Origin of the sequence: Vagococcus acidifermentans, assembly GCF_003987655.1 — a bacterium.
In the GTDB taxonomy this organism is placed as follows: domain Bacteria; phylum Bacillota; class Bacilli; order Lactobacillales; family Vagococcaceae; genus Vagococcus_B; species Vagococcus_B acidifermentans.
Genome location: NZ_NGKC01000001.1, coordinates 322,389 through 348,896 on the forward strand (window position 1 = coordinate 322,389; position 26,508 = coordinate 348,896).

At 44.3% G+C, this 26,508-nt stretch carries 21 protein-coding genes; 12 read left to right on the forward strand and 9 right to left on the reverse strand.

Annotation, left to right across the window (positions count from 1 at the left end; all coding sequences use genetic code 11):
* Positions 1-88: 88 nt before the first annotated feature.
* The 3 genes from CBF27_RS01615 to CBF27_RS01625 all read right to left on the reverse strand — a co-directional run bounded on the left by CBF27_RS01615 (position 89) and on the right by CBF27_RS01625 (position 4,069).
* Positions 89-1,630, reverse strand: a complete 1,542-nt coding sequence (locus CBF27_RS01615) for a response regulator (RefSeq protein ID WP_170174965.1) — start codon at positions 1,628-1,630, stop codon at positions 89-91.
* Positions 1,627-3,201: a sensor histidine kinase gene (locus tag CBF27_RS01620; protein ID WP_170174966.1), complete on the reverse strand. Its 1,575-nt coding sequence runs from the start codon at positions 3,199-3,201 to the stop codon at positions 1,627-1,629. Before CBF27_RS01620 ends, CBF27_RS01615 begins: the two co-directional genes overlap by 4 nt.
* A 154-nt stretch (positions 3,202-3,355) precedes the next feature.
* On the reverse strand, positions 3,356-4,069 hold the full coding sequence (locus CBF27_RS01625) for a hypothetical protein (protein WP_126811715.1): 714 nt from the start codon (positions 4,067-4,069) through the stop codon (positions 3,356-3,358).
* A gap of 199 nt (positions 4,070-4,268) precedes the next feature.
* Between CBF27_RS01625 and CBF27_RS01630 the strand changes: the two genes are divergently transcribed.
* From CBF27_RS01630 to CBF27_RS01655, 6 genes are all read left to right on the forward strand, one after another.
* Positions 4,269-5,240 carry an ABC transporter permease gene (locus tag CBF27_RS01630; protein ID WP_126811717.1) on the forward strand — a complete coding sequence of 324 codons (972 nt, stop codon included), beginning with the start codon at positions 4,269-4,271 and terminating at the stop codon, positions 5,238-5,240.
* A gap of 18 nt (positions 5,241-5,258) precedes the next feature.
* Positions 5,259-6,179 (forward strand): carbohydrate ABC transporter permease, encoded by a 921-nt coding sequence (locus tag CBF27_RS01635; RefSeq protein WP_126811719.1) that lies wholly within the window; start codon positions 5,259-5,261, stop codon positions 6,177-6,179.
* Between the two features lie 61 nt (positions 6,180-6,240).
* Entirely contained in the window at positions 6,241-7,677 is a 1,437-nt protein-coding gene (locus tag CBF27_RS01640; protein WP_126811721.1) for an ABC transporter substrate-binding protein, read from the forward strand.
* A gap of 114 nt (positions 7,678-7,791) precedes the next feature.
* The gene (locus tag CBF27_RS01645; RefSeq protein ID WP_245985895.1) at positions 7,792-9,147 is read left to right on the forward strand and encodes a family 20 glycosylhydrolase; all 1,356 of its coding nucleotides are present in this window, start codon (positions 7,792-7,794) and stop codon (positions 9,145-9,147) included.
* 31 nt (positions 9,148-9,178) lie between these two features.
* Positions 9,179-12,262, forward strand: coding sequence for an alpha-mannosidase (locus tag CBF27_RS01650; RefSeq protein WP_126811723.1), 3,084 nt, complete (start codon positions 9,179-9,181; stop codon positions 12,260-12,262).
* Positions 12,259-14,520, forward strand: coding sequence for a glycoside hydrolase family 3 N-terminal domain-containing protein (locus tag CBF27_RS01655; RefSeq protein ID WP_126811725.1), 2,262 nt, complete (start codon positions 12,259-12,261; stop codon positions 14,518-14,520). Before CBF27_RS01650 ends, CBF27_RS01655 begins: the two co-directional genes overlap by 4 nt.
* An 80-nt stretch (positions 14,521-14,600) precedes the next feature.
* Here the strand turns inward: CBF27_RS01655 and CBF27_RS01660 are convergent, their stop codons facing one another.
* Both CBF27_RS01660 and celB read right to left on the reverse strand, forming a co-directional pair.
* Positions 14,601-15,305: a GntR family transcriptional regulator gene (locus CBF27_RS01660; protein ID WP_126811728.1), complete on the reverse strand. Its 705-nt coding sequence runs from the start codon at positions 15,303-15,305 to the stop codon at positions 14,601-14,603.
* A 90-nt stretch (positions 15,306-15,395) separates the two neighbouring features.
* A complete protein-coding gene (celB, locus tag CBF27_RS01665; protein WP_126811730.1) occupies positions 15,396-16,667 on the reverse strand; it encodes a PTS cellobiose transporter subunit IIC in 1,272 nt (423 codons plus the stop codon).
* Between the two features lie 157 nt (positions 16,668-16,824).
* Here celB and CBF27_RS01670 point away from each other — a divergent pair, with 157 nt between their 5' ends.
* A complete protein-coding gene (locus CBF27_RS01670; RefSeq protein WP_126811732.1) occupies positions 16,825-18,219 on the forward strand; it encodes a glycoside hydrolase family 1 protein in 1,395 nt (464 codons plus the stop codon).
* 75 nt (positions 18,220-18,294) lie between these two features.
* Here the strand turns inward: CBF27_RS01670 and lacD are convergent, their stop codons facing one another.
* The 4 genes from lacD to CBF27_RS01690 are packed head-to-tail and all read right to left on the reverse strand — an operon-like array spanning position 18,295 to position 21,065.
* On the reverse strand, positions 18,295-19,287 hold the full coding sequence (gene lacD, locus CBF27_RS01675) for a tagatose-bisphosphate aldolase (RefSeq protein WP_126811735.1): 993 nt from the start codon (positions 19,285-19,287) through the stop codon (positions 18,295-18,297).
* 41 nt (positions 19,288-19,328) lie between these two features.
* Positions 19,329-19,844: a galactose-6-phosphate isomerase subunit LacB gene (gene lacB / locus CBF27_RS01680; RefSeq protein ID WP_170174977.1), complete on the reverse strand. Its 516-nt coding sequence runs from the start codon at positions 19,842-19,844 to the stop codon at positions 19,329-19,331.
* A gap of 19 nt (positions 19,845-19,863) precedes the next feature.
* Positions 19,864-20,292 (reverse strand): galactose-6-phosphate isomerase subunit LacA, encoded by a 429-nt coding sequence (gene lacA, locus CBF27_RS01685; protein ID WP_126811739.1) that lies wholly within the window; start codon positions 20,290-20,292, stop codon positions 19,864-19,866.
* 11 nt (positions 20,293-20,303) lie between these two features.
* Complete coding sequence (locus CBF27_RS01690; RefSeq protein ID WP_126811742.1) at positions 20,304-21,065, reverse strand: DeoR/GlpR family DNA-binding transcription regulator; 762 nt, start codon at positions 21,063-21,065, stop codon at positions 20,304-20,306.
* Positions 21,066-21,249: 184 nt separating this feature from the next.
* Between CBF27_RS01690 and CBF27_RS01695 the strand changes: the two genes are divergently transcribed.
* The 5 genes from CBF27_RS01695 to CBF27_RS01715 all read left to right on the forward strand — a co-directional run bounded on the left by CBF27_RS01695 (position 21,250) and on the right by CBF27_RS01715 (position 26,508).
* Positions 21,250-21,558, forward strand: a complete 309-nt coding sequence (locus CBF27_RS01695; RefSeq protein ID WP_126811744.1) for a PTS lactose/cellobiose transporter subunit IIA — start codon at positions 21,250-21,252, stop codon at positions 21,556-21,558.
* Between the two features lie 12 nt (positions 21,559-21,570).
* Positions 21,571-23,229 carry a lactose-specific PTS transporter subunit EIIC gene (locus CBF27_RS01700; protein WP_126811746.1) on the forward strand — a complete coding sequence of 553 codons (1,659 nt, stop codon included), beginning with the start codon at positions 21,571-21,573 and terminating at the stop codon, positions 23,227-23,229.
* A gap of 14 nt (positions 23,230-23,243) precedes the next feature.
* On the forward strand, positions 23,244-24,647 hold the full coding sequence (lacG, locus tag CBF27_RS01705) for a 6-phospho-beta-galactosidase (protein WP_126811748.1): 1,404 nt from the start codon (positions 23,244-23,246) through the stop codon (positions 24,645-24,647).
* A 156-nt stretch (positions 24,648-24,803) separates the two neighbouring features.
* Positions 24,804-25,496 (forward strand): GntR family transcriptional regulator, encoded by a 693-nt coding sequence (locus CBF27_RS01710; protein WP_126811750.1) that lies wholly within the window; start codon positions 24,804-24,806, stop codon positions 25,494-25,496.
* A 19-nt stretch (positions 25,497-25,515) separates the two neighbouring features.
* Positions 25,516-26,508, forward strand: coding sequence for an ADP-ribosylglycohydrolase family protein (locus CBF27_RS01715; protein WP_126811753.1), 993 nt, complete (start codon positions 25,516-25,518; stop codon positions 26,506-26,508).

Consider the following 26,508-nt stretch of genomic DNA (forward strand, 5'->3'; position numbering starts at 1 on the left):
TCACTAGTTATCAGGACAGTGACCTGTCTTTTTTTGTTTGAAATAAACTGACAATTATTTTGATGCAGGCGTTCGGGTTGGAGCCAAGTCATTGCACATTATTGACTCCGTGATAAAGCAGTTTATTTGCCCGCGCTTTGTTAGGGGTAAAGCCATATTCTTTTTTATACAAACGGTAAAAATAACTGATATCTTCATAACCAAGTTCTTTTGAAATTTGGCGGATACTTTTGTCGGTCTGGATGATTTGCTCATTGGCTTGTTTCAAACGCAATTGGTGGCAATACTGATTGTAGCTTGTGCCGATTTCTTTTTGAAAGAGCTGGCCTAAGTATGCCGGGTTCATATTAAAATGGTCTGCCAAATCCTTCAACGAGTAATGTATTGATAAATCTTTCTCGACCATGCGCAGCATCCGCTGGATAATGGGTGAAACAGTCGTCTGCGATAGTTGCAGGCGGGCAATCAGCTGCTCTGCATCAGCAAGCAACAATGCGAAAATTTCTTGAGTGGTCTTTTTTTGCGTGATTTTTCCGATCAAAGCACGCAAAAAAGTGATTTCATCATCATCAGAGATACCGGCATCGACCGAAATTCGATAAAGCATTAAACCGATACCAATGGTGATATTTTGAATGCTGCTTGGCGAAAGCTGTGTCTGTTTGATAGCCGCTTCAAGCTGCAGGAATTTACTTTTTACAGAAGCTAATGACTGTTGATGAATCAGCTCAGTCAATTCCTCATGGGAGATCAACCGTTCGGTTAATTGGGCATTCTTTTTGATATCATGCTCGCTGACGATTTTTCCAAAACCGAAAACCAGGCTGTACGACTGGAGTTTTTGTGCACTGTCATAAGAGATGTGCGATTCGTTCGCTATTGTTACAGGCGTGCCGATGGTCACAAATAATTCTCTGAAAAAGAACAGTTGTTCAAGCCGGCTTGTCAGACGTGTTTGCAGGCGCGAGTCGTACTGGCATAGCAGTGCAAGTTCTTCAGAAGAAATATTGATGACCAGCCCGTCCGGCATTGCAGCTTTCAGTTGCAAAATCAATTCATCTTTGTATTCGGGTGCTAAAGAGGACTGCCATTTAATTGTAACAACGGCAATCTCATGCCAGTTGTCAAATGGTTTTAAAAGTTCTGACCAATTGTCAAAATCATGTTCGACTAAATTATTTTGAATGAGCCGCCGAAAGAAATTGTCTTTAAAAATCTCTTTTTCGTCTGTAGTCCACAACTGTTTGTGGGAACGTTCATTGGTGATTTTATCCAGTGTTTCCTGAATTGTTTGGATTAGTTCCGTTTGATTAATCGGCTTGATCAGATAATTTTCTATTCCGAGCAGAATTCCTTCCTTAGCATAAGAAAAATCATCGTAACTGCTGATAATAATCGATTTAAAAGGGATAGGCAGTTTTTTCATTTCTTTAATCAAGTCCAGCCCGCTCATTTTCGGCATGCGGATATCGGTCATCACAATTTCCGGCCGTTCCTTTTGAAAGATAGCCAGTGCTTCCTGACCGGAATTGGCGAGATAGATGTCAGTCAGTTTGAGGTTTGCCTGCTCAATGAGCTGTTTGATTCCTTTTAAAATGAGCTTTTCATCATCCACGATTAGTAATTTCAATTGGACTCCTCCCTTACCTGAAATGGGATTCTCAATGATACCGTTGTGCCGCCCCATTCATTGCCGGCGACGGACACCCCGTATTGTTCCCCAAACAATTCTTTGATGCGCTGATGAACATTCAGCAAGCCCATCGAGTCGCTTGCTTCAACATCGTTGTCCACCAGTTGTTGGTTGATTTGCTTTAGTTTTTCTTCAGAAATACCTTTTCCGTTATCTTGAACCTGAATCAGGATGTCAGTCTTTTCCTTTGTGCAGGCAATCTCAATGAAGTTGTTGTCCTCTTCCTGCTTGATGCCATGGACGACATAGTTTTCAATCAACGGCTGAATCGACAACTTTTCAATCAGTGCTTCTTCGATTTCTTCACTGAAAGAAATATCGTAAAACAAACGGTCTTCAAATCTGATTTCAAATAAGCGCAAATAGCTGTCGCACAAACTTAATTCGTCCTTGAGGGTTGTCAATTCCTTGCCCTTGATCATGTTTTTATATAATCGTGATGCCGTAAAGAGCATTTCGGCCACGTCATCATCATGGTTGATGACTGCTTTCATGCGGATTGATTCAAGTGTATTGTAAAGAAAATGCGGGTTGATTTGGGCACGCAGTGTTTTCATTTGATAGTTTTTTTGTTTAATTTGGCTGACGTACACATTATCAATGTATTTTTTTAGCTGCAGTGCCATTTTGTCAAGATTGACATTGATGACATCCAGTTCGTCACCTTTGTGTTCACTCGCAACAGGCGCTGTAAAGCTGTCAAATTCTCCATTTTGGATTGCAGTCATTTTGTTGATGATGTTGCCCAGTTTATAGTCAAATTGCCGCAAGTGTTTAAAACTGAGCGGAATAGCGAGAAGGACAATCAGGACAGAAACCAGCGCAAAATAAAAATAAACAAAATATACTTGCTGCAGCAGTTTGTCAGGATTTTCTTTGCTGACAAGTTGATAATTGCCGCTGACATTGTCGATTTGAATCGTTTTCAATTTTTCGCCGTCCAAGTCCGGATTGGTCGCAAACAGTAACTCCCCCTCATTATAGAGAAAGAGTTCCCCGGAAGAGGCACGGTTTTTTTTGGTCAATTCCTCGTACAAATTAGATAAATCAAATATGTAGTACATTTCCGCGACATTATCCAGACTGGCCGGATTATTCAAAGTCTTGTGAAAGCTGATGTAATTATCGCTTTTGTCGTTTTCCAAGTTGAGCAAGCTGACCAGCTGTTTGGTATTGATGCTGCGTTCAGGAAATGGGGCGGTCAGATACTGTAAGTAGTCCCCATCGGTATTGGAAAACAATCTGACATGTTGATTGTCGGTATTGTAGAATACGATTTTGACACAATTCGGGTATGTATAAAATACTTTTTTGACAAAATTCAATGTGCCTAAATAGCTGGAGGCATCATCTGCCATGTAGCGGTCGGTCTTGAATTCAAAATAATCACCGTAATCCAGAGAAATAAAATTGCCTAAATCTTCCAGATAAGGCTGCTGGAAAAACAATTCGTCTGTCAGCGTATCAATGACGGTTTTTTCTTTCGTCAGCTCTGCTTTGAGACTCATAAAATTATCCGCTAGAAGGTTGTCTTTCTCTTGTTTTAAATTTAGTACATACGAGTATACAAAGAAAAATAAAATCGTGATTAAACTAAGGATAATAAAAACATACTGGTAAAAAAGATGACGGAATGTTTTTAATTTAAAAAGATTTATTTTTTTAAAACTGTGAGGTAGGTTCATCCGGCAAGTCATCCTTTTCTGCAGTTAAACGTTGATTAATCCGGTGCTGCAAATCATTAAATGAAAAACTTGTGAATAAAAACGTAAACAGACTGAAAACGAACAACAGCAGACTGGCTGGAAATTCGTTGACCAATAGCAGCACAAAAACCGCATAAATTACTGTGAAAAGAGGCAACAGCGGTTTTTTAAAAAGAATAATCAAGGCGTTTTTTATGTTCGTTTGAAACGTATTTTGAAACAGCGCGATTTCCAAGCTGAGTATCGGAAACAGCAACATCAGCACCAATTTGCTAAACAGATATACTGGTGCGAGCAGGCTCAACACCGGAAAGAGGCTCATGGCAAGGTTAAAAAAGCTTAAAAAAAACAAAACCAGCTGAATAAACATTAGCGGGAGCATTTCCTTTGAAAAACTTTGGATGTAGGTGGTAAAAAACACACGGTAACAGCCGGCATCCGGCAGTTCAATGGCTTTGAAAGAGCTTCTGAATAACGCAATGAGTGACGGGCCAAGCGTTAAGCTCAGTATAAAAAACAAAAAAGAAGATTCGGCTAATGTAGACGGCCCGAACAGGAGAGCTGCTGCAACTAGAGGCAGGTTGCTTCCTATGAACAAAACGTTCAAAACAATGATGCGAATCACTGTCTGTGTTAAAAAAATCGGGTTGACGTGTCGTTTCTCATCCATAATTGGAACCCCTTTCTTTTTTGTGAAAACAATCAGTGCTAGCTATATTAACTATAAAATAGAACCTGACAAAAGTCTAATGTTCCTGAAATATTTCCACTGAGCAACTATAATTCATACAATAAATCTAAAATTTCACCAATTGAGCAAGCGGTTTCTTTTATGTATGATGAGGTTACTAGAAAGGGAGGTTTAGGGTATGGAAGTCAGTTCAGCAGTTACGAAACCCAAGGAAAAAAAGCGGAAGATGTCTAAATTACAGCGTTTTATCAAAAACAAAGAGCTGTTTATTTTGTCTCTGCCCGGCATCATCTGGTTTGCTATTTTTTCTTATTTGCCGATGTTTGCGATTTTGGTTGCCTTTAAACGGTTCCGCTTACATGGCGGTTTTTTCCAAAGTTTTATGGAGAGCGAATGGATTGGGTTGGAAAATTTCAATTTTCTTTTTAAAAGCGGCGATGCGGCCTTAATCGTACGAAACACGGTCGGTTATAACATTGTCTTTATTTTATTAGGCATCATTATTCCAATGGCGATGGCTTTAATGCTGAATGAAATCTTCAGCAAGCAGTTGTCGAAGCTCTATCAGAGTGTGCTGTTCATTCCGTATTTTCTGTCGATGGTTGTGGTCAGTTATATTGTGTTCGCTTTCTTAGATCCGACCGGCGGTTATGTGAACGGTATATTGAAATTTTTCAATATGCAGCCGATTCAATTTTATATGGAGCCAAAATATTGGCCGTTTATTTTAACGGTCGTCTCTATCTGGAAATCCATGGGCTACAACATGATTATTTACCTGGCGGCGATTTGCGGTTTTGACAAGTCTTATTATGAGGCGGCCATGTTAGACGGTGCGACCAAATGGCAGCAAATTCGGTATGTCACACTGCCGATGCTTCGTCCGGTCGTCATTATCCTGCTTATTTTGGCTGTCGGCGGTATCTTCAGATCAGATTTCGGGTTGTTCTACCAAGTGCCAAAAGATTCGGGAGCATTGATACCAGTAACGCAAACCATTGATACATACATTTACCGCGGGTTGTCGACGATGGGAGATATTGGCCTTTCAGCGGCGGGGGGTCTGCTGCAGTCGGTTGTCGGCTTTATCCTCGTCCTGGTGACCAATGGGATCGTCAAAAAAATCGACCGCAGCCAGAGTTTATTCTAAAAGAAAGCAGGTGGGAAAATGCAAGAAGAAAAAAAGACGCTAGGCGAATCCCTTAACAGGTTTGGCCGTATTAGCCGCCCTGCAAATGTGGTTTTGACGGCGTTTTTAGGAATAATGACTTTACTCAGTGTGATTCCGTTTATTTTAGTCATCGTCATCTCATTTTCTGATTCAGAAATGATTTTAAAAAATGGTTATAAGTTTATTCCGGAAAAATTCAGTTTGGAAGCGTATCAAATGATTTTTGCGGACGGCGCAGTGTTTAAGTCTTTTGGCACAACGATTTTTATCACAGTTGTCGGGACGCTTATCGGGGTATTTCTCATGTCGACATTTGCTTATACATTGTCTAGGCGCTCATACGCCTACCGCGGTTTTTTATCAAAATATTCGATTATGCCAATGCTGTTCAGCGGCGGGATGATTGGTAATTACATCGTGATTGTCAATATTTTAGGCTTGCGCAATTCCATATGGTCACTCATTTTACCGCTGGCGATGAGTACTTTTTCGATTATGATTTTGCGGACATTCTACCAGATGTCAGTACCGGAAGCATTGATTGAGTCTGCTTACGTTGACGGCGCCAGCGAATGGACGATTTATTTTAAAATCATCTTGCCGTTGTCCTTGCCGGGCTTGGCAACAATTGCCCTGTTTCTGACGCTGGGCTACTGGAACGACTGGTTCAGCGCGCTGCTCTACATTGACAACAATCAGATTGTCCCGTTACAGTATCTATTGATGAAGATGGAAACAAATATTGAATTTATTGCCAATAATGCCGGAAAAATGGGGCTCACAACCACCGGAGCACTGCCGACTGAGACCATTAAAATGGCGGTGGTGGTACTGTCGACAGCGCCGATACTGATTGCCTATCCGTTTTTCCAGAAATACTTTATCGGCGGATTGACAGTAGGCGCTGTAAAAGAATAGTGTTCTTATAGGTAACAAAGATGACAACATCTTTAAAATATAAATTGGAGGTAGTTACGCGATGTTTAAACGGAAAAAAATATTAGGACTGTTAATGGTTTTAGTCATGTTCTTTATTGCCGGCTGCGGCGGGAATAAAGAGAAAGATGCGAAAAAGGATGGACCAGTTAATTTGACATGGTACATCACAGGTATTCCGCAAAAAGACATAGACAAGGTCAATGAAGCCGTGAACGAATACACGGCAGAAAAATATGACTTGACGGTAACACTGAACCAAATCGACTGGGGTGAATATGACCAGAAAATGAGTGCGCTGGTTAACGCAGGTGAAAAATTCGATTTGGCGTTTACCGCATCATGGCTTGGCGGATTCAACTATTTGACTAATGCCCGCAAAGGCGGATTTTTGGATTTAACGGAATATCTGGAAACCGACAACAAAGAACTGAAAGATACACTGGATGAAAAATTCTGGAAAGGCGCTGAAATAGACGGCAAGATTTATGTTATTCCAACGCAAAAAGAAATCGCCGCGACTGAATTTTTCGTATTCAATAAAGAGCTGGTAGATAAATACAAAGTGCCTTATGAAGACATCAAAACGTATGATGACTTGGAGCCTTGGCTGGAAAAAATCAAAAAAGAAGAGAATATTTTCCCGTGGTACATGTCTGAAGGATATAAAAATCCTTATGAATTTGACGAGTTGAATACGTCTGTCGGTATCAATCTGGAGGGCGACCAAGATAAAATCACCGACTACTACTTTGAAGAGCCTTATATAGAGCGTGTCAAAAAAATCCGTGAATTCATGCAAAAAGGTTATATTAATGAAAATGCGGCTTTGGCAAAACAAACGGACATTGTCGGTAAAGACTGGTTTGTCACATCCACTGTCATGGGCCCGCTGGATACAGCGACTGTTGAAGACCAAGTGAAAAAAGAAGTTGTCGTTACCCAGATGACGGATTCGATTGTTACCAATGCGTCTGCCGTTGGTGCAGGAACAGTTGTCGGGGCAAATACAGAACATCCGGAAGAAGCCATGAAGCTGCTTGAAGCAGTCAACACCGACCCGGTACTGATGAACTTGCTGGCTTATGGTATTGAAGATGTCCATTATGAAAAGACAGGCGATGATACAATCAAATGGCTGGATGCCCACAGCAACTACACAACTCCTTACTATATGTTCGGAAATTACTTCAACCTGTATCATGCAGAAGGTGCACCAACTGACGAATGGGAAATTTTAAAAGAGTATAATGAGAATGCCACACCATCTCCGGCGTTGGGCTTCAACTTTGATACGACGAGCGTGACGACCCAAATTGCCGCGCTGAATAACGTACAGGAAGAATTCAAGAATTTAATCAACACCGGTTCTGTTGACCCGGATGAAAATCTTGAAAAGATGGAAGAAAAAATGAAAGCTGCCGGATTGGAACAAGTGATTACAGAAATGCAGAAGCAATACGATGAATGGAAAAAATAATTAGTGCATAAAAATAGTTGCGTAAAATCGGAGAGACTCGGTAAAACAGACTGCTCTCTTATGGAGCGCAACTATTTTTATAGCAGACAAGTTTGATTGAGGAAAGGAAAAATAATGACACGTCAGCTAAATGTATGTCTTAAACAACTAACCAATCACAGTGACTTAACAATTGAAACTGTCACCCAAGCATTCCGGCATCAACTGGGATTGCTGCAGACAGAAAAGGTGACGTTGACTTTAAGTGATGAGTCAGCCAGTCACTATCAAGTGGTTTTAACAATGCTGCCACCGGATAAGGAGCTGCCATTGGACGGATTTCAGATCAGCGCTAAAGAGGCTGTGTGCCAGATCGAGACGACCAGTGTGGCGGGGCTGTTCTATGCCCTGCAGGAGATGACCCATTTTCTGGTTGAGGGAAAGCTAACAGGTCAGCAGCTGTCTTATCACCCGAAAATGCGTGAACGGGGAGTAATGCTTGATATGGGACGCAAATTTTACTCGTTTCGCTGGATAGAGCAGTTGATTAAACAGATGGCAAGACTGCGGATGAATGTCCTCCAGCTCCATTTTTCTGAAAACGAAGGATTCCGCATTGAATCCAGTACGTATCCGGATATTGTATCGCCTGACCATTTAACCAAACGTGAAGTGCAAGACCTGATTCGATTGGCCAATGCCCACTATATCGAGATTATTCCCGAACTTGACAGTCCCGGGCATTTAAAACGTTTTTTGACAGTGTTTCCTGAATGGCGCCTTGAGCGCTCCGGCGCATATGACCCCTATGTGGACCACCGCGCGCTGGATATCACACAGCCTGATGCAAAGGAGGCGTTCAAACGCTTATTGCTGGAATATTTTGATTTGTTCAAAGACTGCCGCTATTTCCATTTAGGAGCGGACGAATTTGTCGATTTCGACCAGTTATCAGCCTACCCCACCCTGTTGGCGGCGGCTAAAGAGCAGTATGGGGCAGAAGCAACCGGTATTGAGTTGTACCTCGACTATGTCAATGACCTGATTGACTATACGCTTTCCCACGGGTTTCAGCCGCGGGTCTGGAATGACGGCTTTTATCGAAAAAACCAGCCGGAACTCGTTGAACTATCAAAAGAAGCGACGGTCACTTACTGGACGCGCTGGAACCCATCAATGGCGAGTACGGCTGAATTTATCCAACGCGGTCACAAAGTAATTAACTTCAATGATAATTTCTTTTATTTTGTATTGGGAGAGGCAGCAGGCTACCGCTACCCGACGGCCGACAAAATCCGAGATAACTGGGCTGTAAACATGTTTCCCGAGCAGCAGTGCCTGTCAGAAGAACAGATGACCGCTGTTTCAGGTGCGTATTTTGCGATTTGGAGTGACCGTCCGGATGCTTTGACAGAGACAGAAGTATGCGAGAAAATGACCGGACCCTTAGAAGCCATGAATGAAAAAATGTGGCAAATCGTCCGTCATTAGTCAAAAATTTGTAGATAGGTGTGACGTAAAAATGCTTGAAAGAGAAAGTGTCCAGCGAACAGTGCAAGAATTGAAAAAATATATTACCCGGCAGCGATTAACAGTTGAAAACTTGAAATTAATTGATGATCAGACAACAACCGATTTGCTTGCTGGCGACTATTTTGGGAAAAAAAACACGTATTACACGATAATTGGCAGTATAAATATTCCTGAAGACTGGCAGCACCTGCCGCTGTCATTAGAAATTTTCACGTCAGACACGGAGTGGGACAACGCGACCAACCCGCAAATGAAAGTATATCTTAATGATGAACTGATTCAGGCGCTTGATGTCAACCATCGGGAAGTTATGCTGCCGGAGAAATTCAGCGGACAGGCGGAACTTGATTTTCGGCTGGAATTGTTCAGCGGCAGGGAAGAAAAGAAATTCCCGTTGAAGATTTTTCTGAACCAGCTGGACTTGCTGACACGTACTGCTTATTTTGATTTTTATGTAGCAGTGGAAAGCTGGCGGGCTATTTTAGGAGACAGCCATTTGGAGCGCATCTATCAGGATGTGTTGAAAAGAGCCTGTCATGCCTTGGATTTCAGAACACCGTATTCTGACAATTTTTATGCAGGGTTGACTAAAGCCAGGAAAATTATGACAGAAGACCTGTACGATGTTTCTTTTGGAGAAAATTACGGCACTGTGTATGCAGTCGGCCATACGCACATTGATATTGCATGGCTGTGGACAGTGCGGCAGGCCATCGAGAAAGGCGAGCGCAGCTTTGCTACGGTCTTGAAACTCATGAGAGACTATCCGGACTATACTTTTTTGCAAAGCCAGCCGCAATTATATGTGTTTATCAAAGAAAATTATCCGGAATTATATGCACAAATCAAACAAAAAATCAGCGAAGGCCGCTGGCAGCCGGAAGGGGCTATGTGGGTAGAGGCGGATTGCAACTTAACGTCTGGCGAGTCGCTTGTGCGTCAGATTATGTACGGCAAAAAATTTTTCAAAGAAGAGTTCGGCTATGACAGTCAAATTCTCTGGTTGCCGGATGTTTTCGGTTATTCTGCCGCCTTGCCGCAAATTTTGAAGAAGACCAACACACCGTATTTTATGACAACGAAGCTGTCATGGAATCAGTTCAATCAAATTCCTTATGACACGTTTTACTGGAAAGGTATTGACGGCAGCGAGGTTTTGACCCACTTTATCACTACCATCAGTGAAGGTTACAGTCCGACGCCTTATTACACAACTTACAACGGCATCCTTGATCCGTTCACAATCAAAGGCAGTTGGGAACGTTATTTGCAAAAAGATATCAACGATGAGATATTGATTGCTTACGGATACGGCGACGGCGGCGGAGGTCCGACCATTGAGATGCTGGAAACAGCAGAACGGTTAAAACAAGGCTTGCCGGGCATCCCGAAAGTTGTGCCGAGCAGCGGCGTTGATTTTTTCCGACGTCTGGAAAAACGGCTAGACGATAAACCGGTGCCGCGCTGGATGGGTGAGCTTTATTTTGAATACCACCGCGGTACCTATACGTCAATTGCCAAAAATAAAAAGCATAACCGTATGGCAGAAACATTGCTTCAGTCAATTGAAAAATTGTCCGTTGTTCTCGGTACGGCCGACTATCCTGCGACTGTACTGGACAAGCTATGGCAGCTTACATTGCTGAATCAGTTCCATGACACGCTCCCAGGCAGTTCGATTAAAGAAGTCTACGACCAGACAGATTTGGAATACGCCGATATTTTTTCTCAAGGAAGCCAACTTGTGACGCAAGCCGTAGCTGAGCAAGTTGTCCCAGGGGAGGAGCGGCAGCTTTTCCTGTTTAATCCGCTGGGATTTGAACGTACGGTGAAAGCCGTTGTCCCGCTTGCAGAAAACACGATGATTTACGATGGAGACAAACCGCTTAAACAGCAGCGGACCAGCGAGGGCCATGTATTGTTTGAAGTACCGTCAATGCCCGGGTTGAGCAGCAAGTTATTGATATTGCGGGAAAGCAAAGAAACCGGCACTGACCAGCTGTCCCGCTTAGGACGGACCTTTGAGAGCACACATTATACGGTTGCTTTCAATGATGTTTATGAGATCACGTCTTTGTTTGATAAACAAAACAAACGCGAACTAGTTCCGCACGGCGAGGCATTAAACGTTTTGAATGTCTATGAAGATCTGCCTTTAAACTTTGATGCATGGGACATTGACAGCTATTACCGGGAAAAAGTTTGGCCGATTAGAGAAGTGACGAAGGCTGAAATGATTGAGGACGGTCTCGTCCGTCAAACGATTTTGCTTGAGCGGCGTTTTGAATCGTCGACATTGCGTCAAAAGATTCATTTTTATCACAACAGTCGGCGGATTGATTTTGAAACGGACGTTGACTGGCACCAGCAGCATTTGTTGTTGAAGGCAGAGTTTCCGTTAGACATCCACACGTACAAAGCAACATTTGACATTCAGTTTGGTAATGTGGAACGAAACATTCATCAGAACACATCGTGGGATCAAGCGCGTTTTGAAGTATGCGGCCAAAAATGGATTGACCTGTCAGAAGGCGGCTACGGCGTTTCTTTGATGAGCGACTGCAAGTACGGGTTTAATGCCGCCTATCAAAAAATCGGTATCAGCCTAATCAAGTCGGCGACAGACCCTCATCCGGAAGCGGATCAGGGACATCATACGTTTACATACAGCTTGCTGCCGCATTGCGGGTCTTGGCAAGAAGCTGAAACGATGGAGGAGGCGCTTGATCTGAATACACCAGCGCTGACAGTACCGTTTGCCGGAGAATTTTTGCAGCCGCTGGACTCCTCGTCGTGGCTTGCGGCGGATGCCGGTCATGTTGTTATCGACAGTGTGAAAAAAGCGGAGGCAGATTCAGGGGTTGTCGTCCGCTTGTATGAATATAAAAACAGACGCGGCACTGTTACATTCCGGTTGAAGGAGCCGTTTGCCAAAATCGTTTTGTGCGACTTGCTGGAAAATGAACGTGAGGTGATTTGCAGCAGTCCTGCACAAGAATTTGAATTGACGTTCAATCCTTATGACATTCATACCATCAAACTGATTAAAGAAAGGCATGAAGAATCACAATGACAATCAAAGCGTTGCTCAGCAACATGACATTAAAAGAAAAAGTAGGACAATTGAATCAGCGCTTGTACGGCTGGCATGTTTACCAGAAGAAAAACGGCGAAATATCATTGACAGACGCATTTAAAGAAGAAGTCGCCCGCTGGGGCAGTATCGGTTTGATTTACGGCGTTTTCCGCGCAGACCCATGGTCAGGAAAAAATCAGACAACAGGTTTAACCAAGGAAGAAGCATTGACAGTTAGCCGAATGATACAAAATTACATCAAAGAGCATACACGACTTGGTATACCGGTCTTTTTATCGGAAGAATGTCCGCATGGGCATCAAGGGCTGGATTCCACGACAACACCGGCCAACATTTCCAGCGGGGCCAGCTGGAATCCTGAATTATATCAGCAAGTTCAGGAACTTGTGGCTCGGGAAATTCGTGAGAAAGGGGCGCATTTGGGGCTGATTTCCACATTGGACATTGCGCGAGACCCGCGCTGGGGGCGAACAGAAGAATGCTTCAGTGAAGATCCGTATTTAGCTGCTCAATTTACATTAGCTGCTTTAGCAGGGCTGCAAGGAGGCGACACACGGGCGGTTGACTCAAATCATGTTCTGGCAGTTTTGAAACATTTTGCTGCGCAAGGGTCAGGCATGGGCGGTCACAACTCTGGCCCAGTCAATATCGGCGAAAGGGAATTACGCGAAATTCATTTGCCGCCGATGAGAGCGGCAGTCGCTGCTGGTGCAGAGCTGTGCATGGCCGCGTATAATGATATCGACGGCATACCTTGTCACGGGAATGCCCGTTTGTTATCTAGTATATTGCGTGAGGAATTTGGGTTTAAAGGCGCTGTGATGGCAGACGGGTGTGCGCTGGACCGCCTAGTAGAGTTAAGCGGCAGTCCCGCCGCAACGGCAGCATGGGCTCTTGAAAGCGGTGTGGATATCAGCTTGTGGGACAATGTGTTTCCATATTTGGAAGAAGCTGTTTTACAAGGTTTGCTCAGCGAAGAAACACTGGACCGTGCGGTATTGCGTGTTCTCCGCCTGAAAGAAAAAATGGGCTTGTTTGAAGACGCTGCGCCGGCTGTTGAACCAGTCTCAGATATGCAAAAACGCACACTGGTCACAAAACTGGCTGAAGAATCTGTTGTCTTAATAAAAAATAAACACCGTCAACTACCTTTAGCTGATACAGCGGTCGAAAGTATTGCGGTGATTGGCCCGAATAGTCATTTGATTTACAATCAGCTGGGTGATTACACACCGTTTAAGCACGTTGGTCGATGTGTGACAGTCTTACAAGGGCTGCAAGCAAGACTAGCCGGTACGCCAGTTCAAATTTATCATGCTCCTGGCACGGCTGTCACGACACATCTTGAAAACGGGCTTGAGGAAGCACTTGCCGCTGCTTCAAAAGCAGAACATCTCATACTTGTTTTAGGCGGTTCCAGTGCGCGTGATTTTGACACGGATTTTGATGCCAACGGCGCGGCTATTTCAGGTTCTTCAGAGATGACCAGCGGTGAGAACATTGATTTGGCGGATATTCGTCTGCCAAACGTTCAAGTTGAGCTCGTCAAAAAGCTGGCGCAGCTTGGCAAAAAAATGACAGGTATCCTGATTCAGGGGCGTCCGCACAGTCTGTGTGAGATTGAACCATATCTGGACAGTCTATTAATAGCAGGGTATCCTGGTGAATTCGGCGGAGATGCAATAGCTTCTATTGTGTTTGGCGATGCAAATCCGAGCGGCAAACTAGCGATGTCGATTCCGCGCAGCAGCGGGCAGCTGCCAGTTTACTATAACTACCGCGACATTGCTTTCAAGAAAGACTATTTTGATTTGGCAGGTGAGGCGGCATACCCATTCGGATTCGGATTGTCCTACACAGATTTTGAGATGACCAATGTTTCCGTAAAAGACCCGCTTCCTACTCGCGCGCAGCTACAAGCAGGACAAAAAATCGTCATTCAAGGCGAGATTGCCAACATCGGAGGTCGTAAAGGGGCAGAAGTCATACAGTTATACGTGAAAAGCAATCAGCGCAATGTCATCACCCGTGTGAAAGAATTGAAAGGCTTTGTCAAAGTGCCACTTAATGCTGGTGAAACAACCTGTTTTAAATTGACATTGGGAGCTTCGGAGCTGAGGGAATATGATGCGAATATGACCGAAACCATCATGTCAGAATTTACAGCCATTGTTGAAACAACCAATAACCGCTGTGAATTACCGTTGGTGATAGACGGGGAAAACAGCAGATGACAGACCAAAAAGACGCACAGGCTACTGGCAATGTGCGTCTTTTTAGTTTGGTTGACTTTCTGCTGCGGTGTTAATAAATATCAATGGATGACATCTAACACAGTATATTCTTTTTTATCATAGCGGTTGCGGCTTTTTGAATATTCAATCGGCCGTGAATTTTTCAAATAAACGACCTGCTCTACTTCCAGTACAGGATCATCGGGCAGACACTCAAGGTGCTTCATATCCAGCTCAGACGGTTTATCTGCCCGAATCGACCGGTGGGCTCCCGCAAATTCGATTCCCAGTTCTTCCAAATAGCTGTAGATTGACTGTTCGATAATCCCTGTAGTCAAGTTGGGCACCAGGTCAGTGGGCATAAACGTATGCTCAATAACAAACGGTTCTTCGTCGACAAACCGTAAGCGGATGATTTCATAGACTGGCATATGCGCTTCGATTTTCAATTTTTCCTGCACTGTTTCAGAAGGGAAATTCACGTTGAAAAGCAGCGCAGTGCTTCTGATGTTTCTGTTCTTCATCGCTTTTGTTAAACCTGAATAATCAGTAGCCAAAGTGGAAGAGCGGTCCGGTTCGCTGTGCAGAACATAAGTGCCGGCCCCGCGCTGGCTGTAGACCAAGCCTTCCATCATCAATAAATTGATGGCTTTATTAATTGTCATGCGGCTGACATTAAATTCCTTGACAAAATCAGTTTGATTAGGAAGCAGCGTATTTTCCGGATATTCTCCCGACATGATACGTTCTCTGATGACAGCGGCTATTTTTTCATATTTCGTCAAATCGTTCTTCCTTTCCAAGTGAGTATAGTCATATTATAACATTCAAACGGAAAAAAGTTACTTGATTATAATCAAGTAACTTTTTCAGCATTATTCTGCTGCGAGCTGCTGTTTGTCCATCATTCTGACAAACGGATACCAAATCACAGCTACAATGATGAAGTCAATGATTTGCAAGACGCCGCCTAAAATGGAGTTGGTAGCAAGGATACCGCTGAAAACGATGGGAACAGTCCAAGGCACTTGCACGCCGGTTGGGGTCGGGAAAAGGCCGATTGCCATCACGATGTAATTAAACAAAGTGACGACTAGCGGTGCAAGAATCCAAGGAATGAAAATCGTCACGTTCATGACGATCGGCAATCCGAAAATAACAGGTTCGTTCACATTGAAAATTCCCGGAGCGAGAGCCAGTTTACCAATGTCTTTGGACTGTTTGGATTTCATGAAGAAGGCCAGCAAAATGACCACCGCCAGCGTCATGCCGGAACCGCCCAGACCGACAGTAAATGTTTCCATAAATGATTTGGTGATGATGTGCGGCAGTTCTGCCCCTTGTTTGTATGCTTCAAGATTATCGAGCATCAGTGTATTCCAGATCGGGTCCATCACGGAGTTGACAATAATTTGTCCGTGCAGACCGAAGAACCATAGAAATTGAACGAGGAACAAAGCCAGCAAAGTAGCCGGTAAACTGCTGCCCAGCCCGACAAGCGGTTTTTGAATCAATTCATAGACCACATCATGCAAGTTGGTTGTGAAGACACCGACAACGACAGCATTGATGACGAGAAAAACGGATAGCGTAATAATTGCAGGAATCAATGCAGCGAACGAACGGGAAACAGCTGGCGGAACACCCTCAGGCATCTTGATCATCCAGCCTTTTTTCGTGACGCGGCTGAATATTTCCGCTGCGATGAATGCGGCAATCATCCCGATAAACATTCCTTTGGCACCTAGTCTGTCAAGGGATAATAAACCTGACACATCTTCTCCGCTTTCTGTCACCATGTTAAACGGTGTGAGAATCAAATACGATGCCAATGAAACGGCCCCGCCGAAAACCCCTTCAACATCATAAGATTTTGACAGATAGTACCCGATACCAAATGTGACGAAGACGGTCATGATACTCATCGTCGCGTTTTGCCCATTGCCGAACAACGTGCCCAATTGTCCTTTTACCGCATCGCTGAAAAAGGGCAGGTTGTTGATGACAACAACAATTGAGCCGAACATTGTCAACGGAAATGACAGCATAAAGGCATCGCGCAGTACTTTTAAATACCGGTTGTTTCCTAATTTGTTGGCCAAGGGCATGATTTTTTCAGCCAGTTTGTCCATAAATGAAAAATCCATAGTCTCATCTCCTGAAAGTTAATAAAAAATAAACAAAAATAAGTGGAAATCGATTTCAAAATTATGATAGCATGTATTTTTATAAATGTCTAGTCTTTTATTTTTTAATGTTTTATCATATAATAAAATAGAATGTAATATGAAGAGGAGGAACAACATGGTAACGTATAAATTTCCTGACAATTTTTGGTGGGGCTCAGCAGCTAGCGGCCCGCAAACTGAAGGAACCTATGATGGTGACGGGAAGGGAGAAAGCATCTGGGATTACTGGTATAAAAAAATGCCGGATAAATTTTTTGATGAAGTCGGACCGGCCGACGCATCCCGTTTCTATCACACATACAAAGAAGACATCCAGCTGATGAAAGCAACCGGACATAATTCTTACCGCCACTCCATTCAGTGGAGCCGGTTGATTCCTGATGCTACGGGGGCAATCAATCAAACGGCGGTGGCTTACTACAATGATTTGCTGGATGAATTATTGGCCAACGACATTGAACCGTTTATGAATTTGTATCATTTCGATATGCCGATGTACTTACAAGAGAAAGGCGGTTGGCTGAATCGGGCAACAGTTGACGCGTATGTGAGTTATGCGCGGACATGTTTTGAGTTGTTTGGCGGCAAAGTGAAAAAATGGTTCACACATAATGAGCCGATTGTTCCAGTGGAAGGCGGTTATTTGTATCAGTTTCACTACCCGTGCGAAGTTAATATGAAGCATGCTGTTCAAGTCGGCTACCATGAAATGCTGGCCAGTGCGAAAGCTGTCCAAGCTTACCGCGAGATGGGCCAGGACGGGCAAATCGGGATTATTTTGAATTTGACCCCAAGCTATCCGCGCGATGAACACAATCCGGAAGATATCAAAGCCTCAGTTCTCGCTGATGCCATATTCAACCGCTCATTCTTGGACCCGTCGATTAAAGGGGAGTATCCGCCAGAGCTGGTGGCGCTTGTTAAAGAGCTGGGTATTTTACCGGACATCCACGACAATGATTTAGCTGTCATCCGGGATAATACAATTGATTTGTTAGGTATCAACTACTATCAGCCGCGTCGGGTGAAGGCTAAAGAAACACCGGTGGACCGTGAGCGTTCCCCAATGCCGGATGATTACTTTGATAACTATGAGATGCCGGGCCGTAAAATGAATCCTCACCGCGGCTGGGAGATTTACGAAAAAGGTATTTACGATATCTTAATCAATGTGCGGGACAACTACGGCAACATTCCGTGTTTCATCTCTGAAAACGGTATGGGTGTGGAAGGCGAAGAAAAATTCAGAAATGCTGACGGCGTGATTGAGGATGATTACAGAATCGAATTTGTCAGAGACCATTTGAAATATGTCCACCAAGCTATTCAAGAAGGGGCGAATTGTTTAGGCTACCATATGTGGACCTGCATGGACAACTGGTCATGGACCAACGCCTATAAAAATCGTTACGGTTTTATTTCTGTGGATATTCACAATCAGTGGCAGCGCAGCATCAAAAACAGCGGCCGCTGGTTCAAACAAGTATCAGACAACAACGGTTTCAATTAACAAACAGGCGGACAAGAAAAAACGTGTTTTCTTGTCCGCCTGTTTTGTGAAGGTTGCCTCCAGCTTGTCTGCTCTCTAGTTAAGTTTATCATGCCACGAGCGGGCAGTTTGATGCAAGGTTTTATTCAACTCTTCAATGTTCTGTCTGCCTTTGGTTTGGAGCCAGTGTCTGGCTGCCTGCTCGCCTTTTTCGGCATAGACAGCGACACCGTCTTTCCAGGTGGCACGTCCGCACAGCACACCATTGAAGGCTGATTCTGCCTCATGGGCAAAGACCAGTGTGTCGCGGAAAAGTTCTGCGCTGACACCGGCACTCAAAAAAATAAACGGCAACTTTGTTTGTGCGCTTTGTTCCTTGAAATAAGCGAGCGCCTGTTCGCGGGAATAGACAACGTCTTCCTGTCTTTCAGCGAAGCCTTCGACATAGTTCATATTTACAGGCACTTCGACTTTCAACACATCGACATGATACCTTTCTTTTGAAAACTCCGCCATCATGTCAGTCACTTTATGCGGTTTGATTATTGCATATGCTTTGCTGGAAGTATCTGTCATGCCGGCATCATAGGACACCAGTTCAAGGTAGAACGGGATGTCTTCCGCCAGACACTCTGAACCGATTCGCTCAACGAACGCGTGTTTCTGGTCATTGATATCGTCAGTTTCATCGATGTCATAGTAAAGCAGAAACTTCACCGCATCCGCTCCGTACTCTTTGATTCGTTTCACTGACATTGTAGTAATCAAATCCGGAAATCTTCCGGGAGCCGTCGTGTCATAGCCGGTTTGTTCGTAGGCCAGCAAGAGACCGGCGTGCGGGTCTTTAGCGGCCGCGGCCGGTAAGCCGTATTCAGGGTCGAGCAGGATAGCTGAGGCAAAAGGCGTCAGCTCTTCTGATACCAGTGTTTTAAATGCAGCAACAGCTGCGTCGATATCGCCTTGGTAGCCCTCTTTCTTCAGCATGTTTTTCAGTGCGCCGCGCTGGTCGATTGCCAGTGCCGCAATGATGCCGTCTGTCGTTGACAGCTGATGCATGTGCTTTTTTTTGTTGTCAGATAATGTTCTCATTGTCACAGCTCCCAGTTTTTGTCATGTGATGGTTTGTATCGTCAGTCTTGATAATGCCCCTGTTCCCACTTCACCAGAAATTCATCAAAATAATCTGCTGTCGGCTCGATGGTCTTGCCTGCTTCCAATTGGCTGATTTTATCAATCAGCACCTTATTTTCGGCTGTCTCCCGATATGTTTCAGTCAAGAATGCTTCGGCAATGTCGCAAATTAAAAATTCCCCGGAAATCCTGCCGCCAAAGCCAATCACATTGGCGTTCAATTCCCGTTTGGCATAAAGAGCGGTCGTCATATCTCTGACCAGCGCTGCTCTGATGCCGGGTACTTTATTGGCGGCATTCGTGATGCCCACCCCTGTTCCGCAAATAACAATGCCTTGGTCAACTGCGCCGGACGCCACCAGTTCGCCGACTTTTTTCCCGAAAATAGGGTAATGGGTGCGGGAAAAGCCGTAAGTCCCGACATCCACCACATCGTATCCTTTGTTTCTTAAAAAATCGGCAACTGCAATTTTAGTATCAGTGACGATGTGATCGCAACCGATTGCGACTTTTATTTTTTTCATCCGTTTTCTCCTAACACATTTTATTGAGCATATCCACTCTGATTTGATGGCGCCCGCCGTCGTAGGCCGCCTCGAGAAAGGCCAGCACGATATTTTTTGCCAGCTCGGTCCCGACGATGTTCGCTCCGAGAGCAATCATTCTGGAATTATTATGTTCTCTGGTCATGTAAGCCGAACGTTCCTCTGATATTTCGGCCGCAATAATGTGCGGATGTTTGGTCGCGGCGATGAAACTGCCGGCGCCGTAGCCGTCAAAAGCAATCGCCAGCGCATCCTCATGCTGATACAGTGCATCAACGATGCTTTGTGTGGCTGCAATAAAGTCTGCCGCCGGTGTCGGGCTGACATCCAGCACCTCGTACCCCTTGTCTGTCAGCAATGTTTTGACGGTCTCCTTCAGCGCCATTCCTTCTTGATCTGTTCCGAGTATGACTTTCACCTGTTTTCCCCCTATGGTTTGATGAGTTGAATAATATCAGAGTAATATACGTCGTCAGCAGAATCGACAGCAGCATCTGTAATGAGAAAGTCTGCTTTGTTCAAGTCATAGAACTTATAAAAATCCCGTTTGTTAAACTTGCTGTAATCCGCCACAATGTATTTTTGCTCCGCACTTTCCAGAATATGTGCCTGGGTCAGCCCTTCGTCTTCGTTTGAATTGTAAACGGCCGCCCCTGATAAAGCGTTTACGCCGATGAATGCTTTTTGTACGTGAATCGTGGACATAAAATCATTGGCAATCGTTCCGACGAATGCACCGGTTCTCGGCCGGTAGACACCGCCTATTAAAATCAAATCGAACCGCAAGTCATTTTTGAACTTATCAAAGACATGAATCGAATTTGTCACGATTTTAGCATTTTGAATGTTCAGGTAGTCATAGACCAGCTCGATTGTCGTTCCCGGTCCGAGAAAGACAGTATCCCCTTCTTCTATTTGGCCGGCAGCCAGCTGTGCGATTTCTTGTTTCGCTGTTAAATTGATGTCTTTCTTTTCAATATGACTTAATTCCAAAGGCGAAAGGGTGCCGTGCGGGAGTGCTTTGGCGCCGCCGTGGACACGTGTAAGCAGCCCTTTTTCGTCAAGCTCCTGTAAATCGCGCCTGACCGTCATGTCCGTCACACCCAATTGTTTCGTTATCTCTGCTACTCTCAAGATTTGCTTCTCCGCGAGTAAATCCAAAAGAGTTTTTTGTCGTTCCTCTTTCAGCATGAAATCCTCCTTTTCTTAGCGAATATTGTTCGTTAGTGTTTGAATTTATATTACTATTGTTTGAATCGGATGTCAAATAAAAAAATATTGATAAAATATGTTGACTTTAACGTGTAAGCGGTATATTATTTGTTTGTAAAGAACAAAACAGAACAATAACAAACTGAAAAGAGAGGGCAAGAGAATGAATAAAGAAGAAGTTGCGATGATTGGTTTTGAAGTAGTTGCATTTGCAGGAGAGGCTCGTTCAAAATTGATTGAAGCGCTGGCAGAAGCTGAAAAGCAGCAGTTCGAGCGGGCGGAAAGTCTGGTGGAGGAAGCCAATCAGAGCCTGATTCAGGCCCACAAATCACAAACGCAAATGCTCGCTGCCGAAGCTTCCGGAGAGGCAATCGAGCTTGGCTTTATCATGGTGCATGCGCAGGATCATCTGATGACGACCATGCTGTTAAAGGATACTATCAAACATTTGTTTAATATTTATAAAAGATAAGGAGAGTCCGCTATGAAAAGAATAGTCGCCAGTATCGAAAAAATGAAACCTGCTTTTGAAAAAATTTCCAATAACCCTTATCTCAGAGCCATTCGAGATGGTTTCATTACACTCATCCCGGTCATTTTATTTTCAAGTATTTTTTTACTGGTAGCTTATGTGCCGAATATTTTTCAGTTTTTCTGGAGTTCAGAAATAGAAGGCATATTGATGAAGGCGTATAACGGCTCAATGGGAATCTTGGGTTTGCTGATGTCGGCAACAGTTGCCAAAAGTCTGACTGAAAACTTCAATACCAAGCTCCCTAAAACCAATCAAATCAACAGCACATCCACCATGGTGGCAGCAATCATCGGATTTATTTTAATTGGCGTGGATGCGGTTGAAGGCGGTTTTGCCTCTGGGTATATGGGCACCAAAGGACTGCTGACTGCATTTCTCGTCGGCTTCATCGTTCCGAATATTTACAACTTTTGTGTTAAAAATAATATCACAGTTAAAATGCCGGAAGAAGTACCGGGCAACATTTCCCAAACATTCAAAGATTTGATTCCGATTACTCTGTCGACTGTGTTTTTCTGGCTGTTTGATTTAGGTTTCAGAAATGTAGTCAATGTTGGTTTTTCCGAGAAAATCATCGAACTGTTTCAGCCGATTTTTACCGCTGCTGACGGCTATTTAGGGCTGGCACTGATTTTTGGCGCGATGGCATTTTTCTGGTTTGTCGGAATTCACGGTCCGTCTATTGTGGAACCGGCTATTTCAGCTATCGCTCTGGCCAATGTATCGGCGAATTTGACAGCATATCAGGCCGGCAGTCATGCCGACAAGATTTTGTCCCAAGGGGTCCAGTACTTTGTTGCCACGCTCGGCGGTACAGGCGCGACGTTAGTGATCACACTGATGTTTGCTTTTTTGGCTAAATCCAAACAGTTGAAAACGATAGGGCGGGCATCTTCGGTGCCGGTATTATTCGGAGTCAATGAGCCGATTTTGTTCGGTGCGCCGCTGGTTTTGAATCCGCTCTTCTTTATTCCGTTTATCTTGGCACCGATTGCCAATGTCTGGCTCTTTAAATTTTTTGTCGATGTATTAGGCATGAACGGTTTTATTTACAACCTGCCGTGGACAACGCCGGGACCGCTTGGGCTGGTTATGGGGACCGGGTTTGCCGTGCTCTCCATTGTACTGATGCTGGTGATTTTAGTAGTTGATTTTATTATCTATTTTCCATTTTTTAAAGCGTATGACAATGAACTGCTGGCAAAAGAAACAGAAACAGACGCCGCTGCTGGCGAGACACTGGTAGAGACCTTGACCGAAGCGAATATTGCAGAAGTACTCGGTGACAATTCAGAGCTGGTCAATGTGCTGGTCTTGTGTGCTAACGGGGCGACCAGTTCAATGTTGGCCAATGCCATCAAAAAAGGAGCTAAAGAAAAAGGCATCAACTTGGATTCGACGGCGATGGCTTACGGTCAGCATAAAGACGTCATTCACGAATTTGATTTAATCGTATTGGCGCCGCAGATGGCTTCGATGCTGAGTGATTTGCTGCAGGATGCGAAGCAGTATCAGACAAAAGCAGTGTCCACGACAGGGGCAGAATATGTGTCTTTGGCGCGGAATCCGGAACAGGCGCTGGCATTTGTGTTTGACAATATAAAATAATGGAGCTGATAAGGATGAAAAAGTTCCCTGAAACATTTGTATTTGGGGCAGCTACTGCGGCTTTTCAAGCTGAAGGAGCTGTAACCGAAGGTGGAAAAGGAAAAACCTATTGGGAAGATTATTTGCGCGAGCAAGGTGTGTTTGACCCGAGCACCGCCAGTGATTTTTATCACCAATACAAAACGGATTTGGCGTTGGCGCATGAGTTTGGCATGAACGGCATCCGGATTTCCATCGCGTGGAGCCGGATTTTTCCTGACGGCACAGGCACGCCGAATCCGGAGGGCGTGGCATTTTATCATCGGCTGATTGATGAATGTCTGAGCCGGCAAGTCGAACCCTATGTGACACTGCATCATTTTGATACGCCGTTGCCGCTTTATGAAAAAGGCGATTGGCTGAGTCAGGAGATGCGGGATGCGTTTGTTGACTTTGCCGCATTTTGTTTTGCAGAGTACGGGGATAAGGTGACGTATTGGATTACCATCAATGAACCGTGGTCAGTTGTAGCAGGTCAGTATATTATCGGACATTTTCCGCCAAACATTCAATACGATTTGCCGAAAGCAATACAGGCAATGCATCACATGATGGTCAGTCATGCGAGGATTGTGAACTTGTATAAAGAGAAAAAATATGCTGGCGAAATAGGGATCGTGCATATTTTGGAATCCAAGTATCCGATTTCCGATTCGCTGGAAAACAGGCAAGCTGCGTTAACAGAAAATACTCTTGCCAATTTGTTTTTATTGGATGCCACTTGTAATGGCCGTTATTCGCCGCAGACGATGCAGATTATTTCTGATATTTTGCTGCAAAACAACGGTTCATTGATAACCACGCCGGCTGACTTTGCTGTGATGCAGGCGGCGGCTGAACAATTGGATTTTATCGGCATCAATTACTATGCCAGTCACTTTATCCAATCGTACGCGGGCGAATCGCTGATTCATCATAACGCAACGGGTGACAAAGGCAGCAGCATCTTCGGGTTAAAAGGCGTCGGTCAGCGTGTGAATAATCCCAGTGTGCCGACCACTGACTGGGACTGGCCGATTTATCCAAAAGGACTGAAAGACATGCTGTTGTACATCAAAAAGCATTACCCGAATTACCGGAAGCTGTTCGTCACCGAAAATGGAATGGGGGCAAAAGATGTGCTGGTGAATGGTGAAGTTGCGGATTCCGGCCGGATTGATTATGTCCGTGTTCACTTGCAGGCTATCCTTGATGCGATTGAAGCAGGTGTGAACGTACAGGGTTATTTCATGTGGTCGCTGATGGATGTCTTTTCATGGACGAATGGCTACAATAAGCGGTACGGCTTGTTTTATGTTGATTTTGAGACGCAAGCGCGTTATCCGAAACAAAGTGCCTACTGGTATAAATCAGTCAGCGAAAGCAGGGAACTGATGTAAAGTCGTACATATAATAAGCTGGTTTGAGAGCCTCGGAAAGATACTTTCTGAGGCTTTATTGTTGTTTACACCTAGTGTGCGCGGTGGAGAAAGCGTTGACATCATTCGCTTTATGGGTTACGATCAACATGAGTACTCAAGTTGGCAGGTGATTACATGGAAGAAAAGGAAGCGGTGTTTAAAAAAATCGGCGATGATATCAAACAGCGAATTGTCATTGAAAAAATGATACCGGGAGATAAATTGCCCAGCGAAAATGAGTTGGTCAAGGAGTTTCAGGTGTCACGGACAACCATTCAACGAGCTTTGCGTTACTTGGAGAAACAAGGAATTATCCGGAAGGAAAAGGGCAAAGGCAGTTTTGTGAACATTCAGAAAGTTCAAGTGGAGATTTTCAATTTCAGCGGATTTTCAGATTACATCAGCAGAATGGGAAAAGAAATAGTCAATAAAATCGTGGCACAGGAAATTTATGAAGATGACGGCAAGCAAATGATGAAACTAAAGCGTTTACGCGGCATGAAAGATGATGCAGGCATTGTCTGGCTCACGCTTGACCAATCCATCATCGGGCTATCTTTGTTTCCCGGTCTGGAAAATTATGACTTTGAGAAAGAGTCGCTTTACGACGTATTTAGAAGAGACTACGGTGTTTTTCCCCAATATTCCCATCTGAAAGCAAAAGCGGTTATTTCGGACAGCTGTCACAGCACTTACTTTGATCTTCAAGACACCACAGCATTGGTCAAAATTGAGGGAACAGTGTTTGATGCACATGATAATGTCGTCGAGGAAGTGTCCATTGTTTACAACCCGATCACCGATTTCAATTTTTTGGTGAGTGTGTAAGAGCGGAAAGGAACAGAAAATGAAGGATAAAATTTTAGGAACATTGTATGGTCAGGCCATCGGCGATGCTATGGGCATGCCGTCGGAGTTATGGCCAAGACAGAAGGTGCAGCAGTTTTTCGGTTACATTACCAAATTTTTGGATGGGCCGGAAAGCAACATTGTAGCGAAGAACTTTCAAAAAGGACAGTTTACTGACGACACCTCACAAGCGCTGGTGATACTGGATGCATTGTTTGAAACAGATTTTTCGCCAAATCGCACAGTGATTGCCAGGCGATTGATCGAGTGGGGCGAACAGCATCATGCGTTTGAGGAAGAAATTTTCGGGCCCACATCGAAGGCGGCATTGTACGGGATAAAAAATCAACAAGATGTGCAGCAAATTACTGACAAAGCAGAAACCAACGGTGCAGCCATGCGGATTTCACCGATTGGACTGTTGTTTCCTACGTCAAAATTAGCTGAATTGGTTGATTACGTGCGTGAAATTACGATTGTGACACATTCGTCTGATATTGCACTCGCCGGCGCAGCAACGGTAGCCGGTGCAGTTTGTGCGGCGAAGGAGGATTTCAGCTGGGACGAGATGATGCAGTATGCGTTTCAGGCGCATGACATGGGCTTGGCGTTAGGCGCGCCGACATACAGTGCCAGTATCAAAGCCAGATTGAAGGCGGGCTTGCAATTGGCTAAAAAATACGAAGATGATGAGGAAGCTTTCCTTCAAGCGGTGTATGATGTGATTGGCAGCGGTGTTTTGTTGTCAGAGTCCGTACCTGCTGCTTTGACGATTGCATATTATAGTAGAGAGGTAAAACAGTGTGCGGTTTTGTGTGCGAATCTCGGGGGCGACACAGACACGATTGGTGCTATGGCGACCGCTGTCTGCGGAGCGCGGACCGGCTGCAACGCAATTCCTGCAGAGTTGATTGAACAGATTGATGCATGCAATGCGCATGATTTGCAAATGTATGGCGCTAAAATCAATCATTACCTGGAAAGGAAGTAA

Excerpts from the sequence above, each read along its gene's own strand:
- CBF27_RS01650 (WP_126811723.1), top strand. The coding sequence starts at position 9,179 with ATGCTTGAAAGAGAAAGTGTCCAGCGAACAGTGCAAGAATTGAAAAAA.
- CBF27_RS01630 (WP_126811717.1), top strand. The coding sequence starts at position 4,269 with ATGGAAGTCAGTTCAGCAGTTACGAAACCCAAGGAAAAAAAGCGGAAG.
- CBF27_RS01620 (WP_170174966.1), bottom strand. The coding sequence starts at position 3,201 with ATGAGTCTCAAAGCAGAGCTGACGAAAGAAAAAACCGTCATTGATACG.
- CBF27_RS01700 (WP_126811746.1), top strand. The coding sequence starts at position 21,571 with ATGAAAAGAATAGTCGCCAGTATCGAAAAAATGAAACCTGCTTTTGAA.
- CBF27_RS01710 (WP_126811750.1), top strand. The coding sequence starts at position 24,804 with ATGGAAGAAAAGGAAGCGGTGTTTAAAAAAATCGGCGATGATATCAAA.
- CBF27_RS01715 (WP_126811753.1), top strand. The coding sequence starts at position 25,516 with ATGAAGGATAAAATTTTAGGAACATTGTATGGTCAGGCCATCGGCGAT.
- CBF27_RS01645 (WP_245985895.1), top strand. The coding sequence starts at position 7,792 with ATGACACGTCAGCTAAATGTATGTCTTAAACAACTAACCAATCACAGT.
- CBF27_RS01625 (WP_126811715.1), bottom strand. The coding sequence starts at position 4,069 with ATGGATGAGAAACGACACGTCAACCCGATTTTTTTAACACAGACAGTG.
- CBF27_RS01690 (WP_126811742.1), bottom strand. The coding sequence starts at position 21,065 with ATGCTGAAAGAGGAACGACAAAAAACTCTTTTGGATTTACTCGCGGAG.
- CBF27_RS01670 (WP_126811732.1), top strand. The coding sequence starts at position 16,825 with ATGGTAACGTATAAATTTCCTGACAATTTTTGGTGGGGCTCAGCAGCT.
- lacG (WP_126811748.1), top strand. The coding sequence starts at position 23,244 with ATGAAAAAGTTCCCTGAAACATTTGTATTTGGGGCAGCTACTGCGGCT.
- CBF27_RS01655 (WP_126811725.1), top strand. The coding sequence starts at position 12,259 with ATGACAATCAAAGCGTTGCTCAGCAACATGACATTAAAAGAAAAAGTA.
- CBF27_RS01695 (WP_126811744.1), top strand. The coding sequence starts at position 21,250 with ATGAATAAAGAAGAAGTTGCGATGATTGGTTTTGAAGTAGTTGCATTT.
- CBF27_RS01635 (WP_126811719.1), top strand. The coding sequence starts at position 5,259 with ATGCAAGAAGAAAAAAAGACGCTAGGCGAATCCCTTAACAGGTTTGGC.
- CBF27_RS01640 (WP_126811721.1), top strand. The coding sequence starts at position 6,241 with ATGTTTAAACGGAAAAAAATATTAGGACTGTTAATGGTTTTAGTCATG.
- celB (WP_126811730.1), bottom strand. The coding sequence starts at position 16,667 with ATGGATTTTTCATTTATGGACAAACTGGCTGAAAAAATCATGCCCTTG.
- lacD (WP_126811735.1), bottom strand. The coding sequence starts at position 19,287 with ATGAGAACATTATCTGACAACAAAAAAAAGCACATGCATCAGCTGTCA.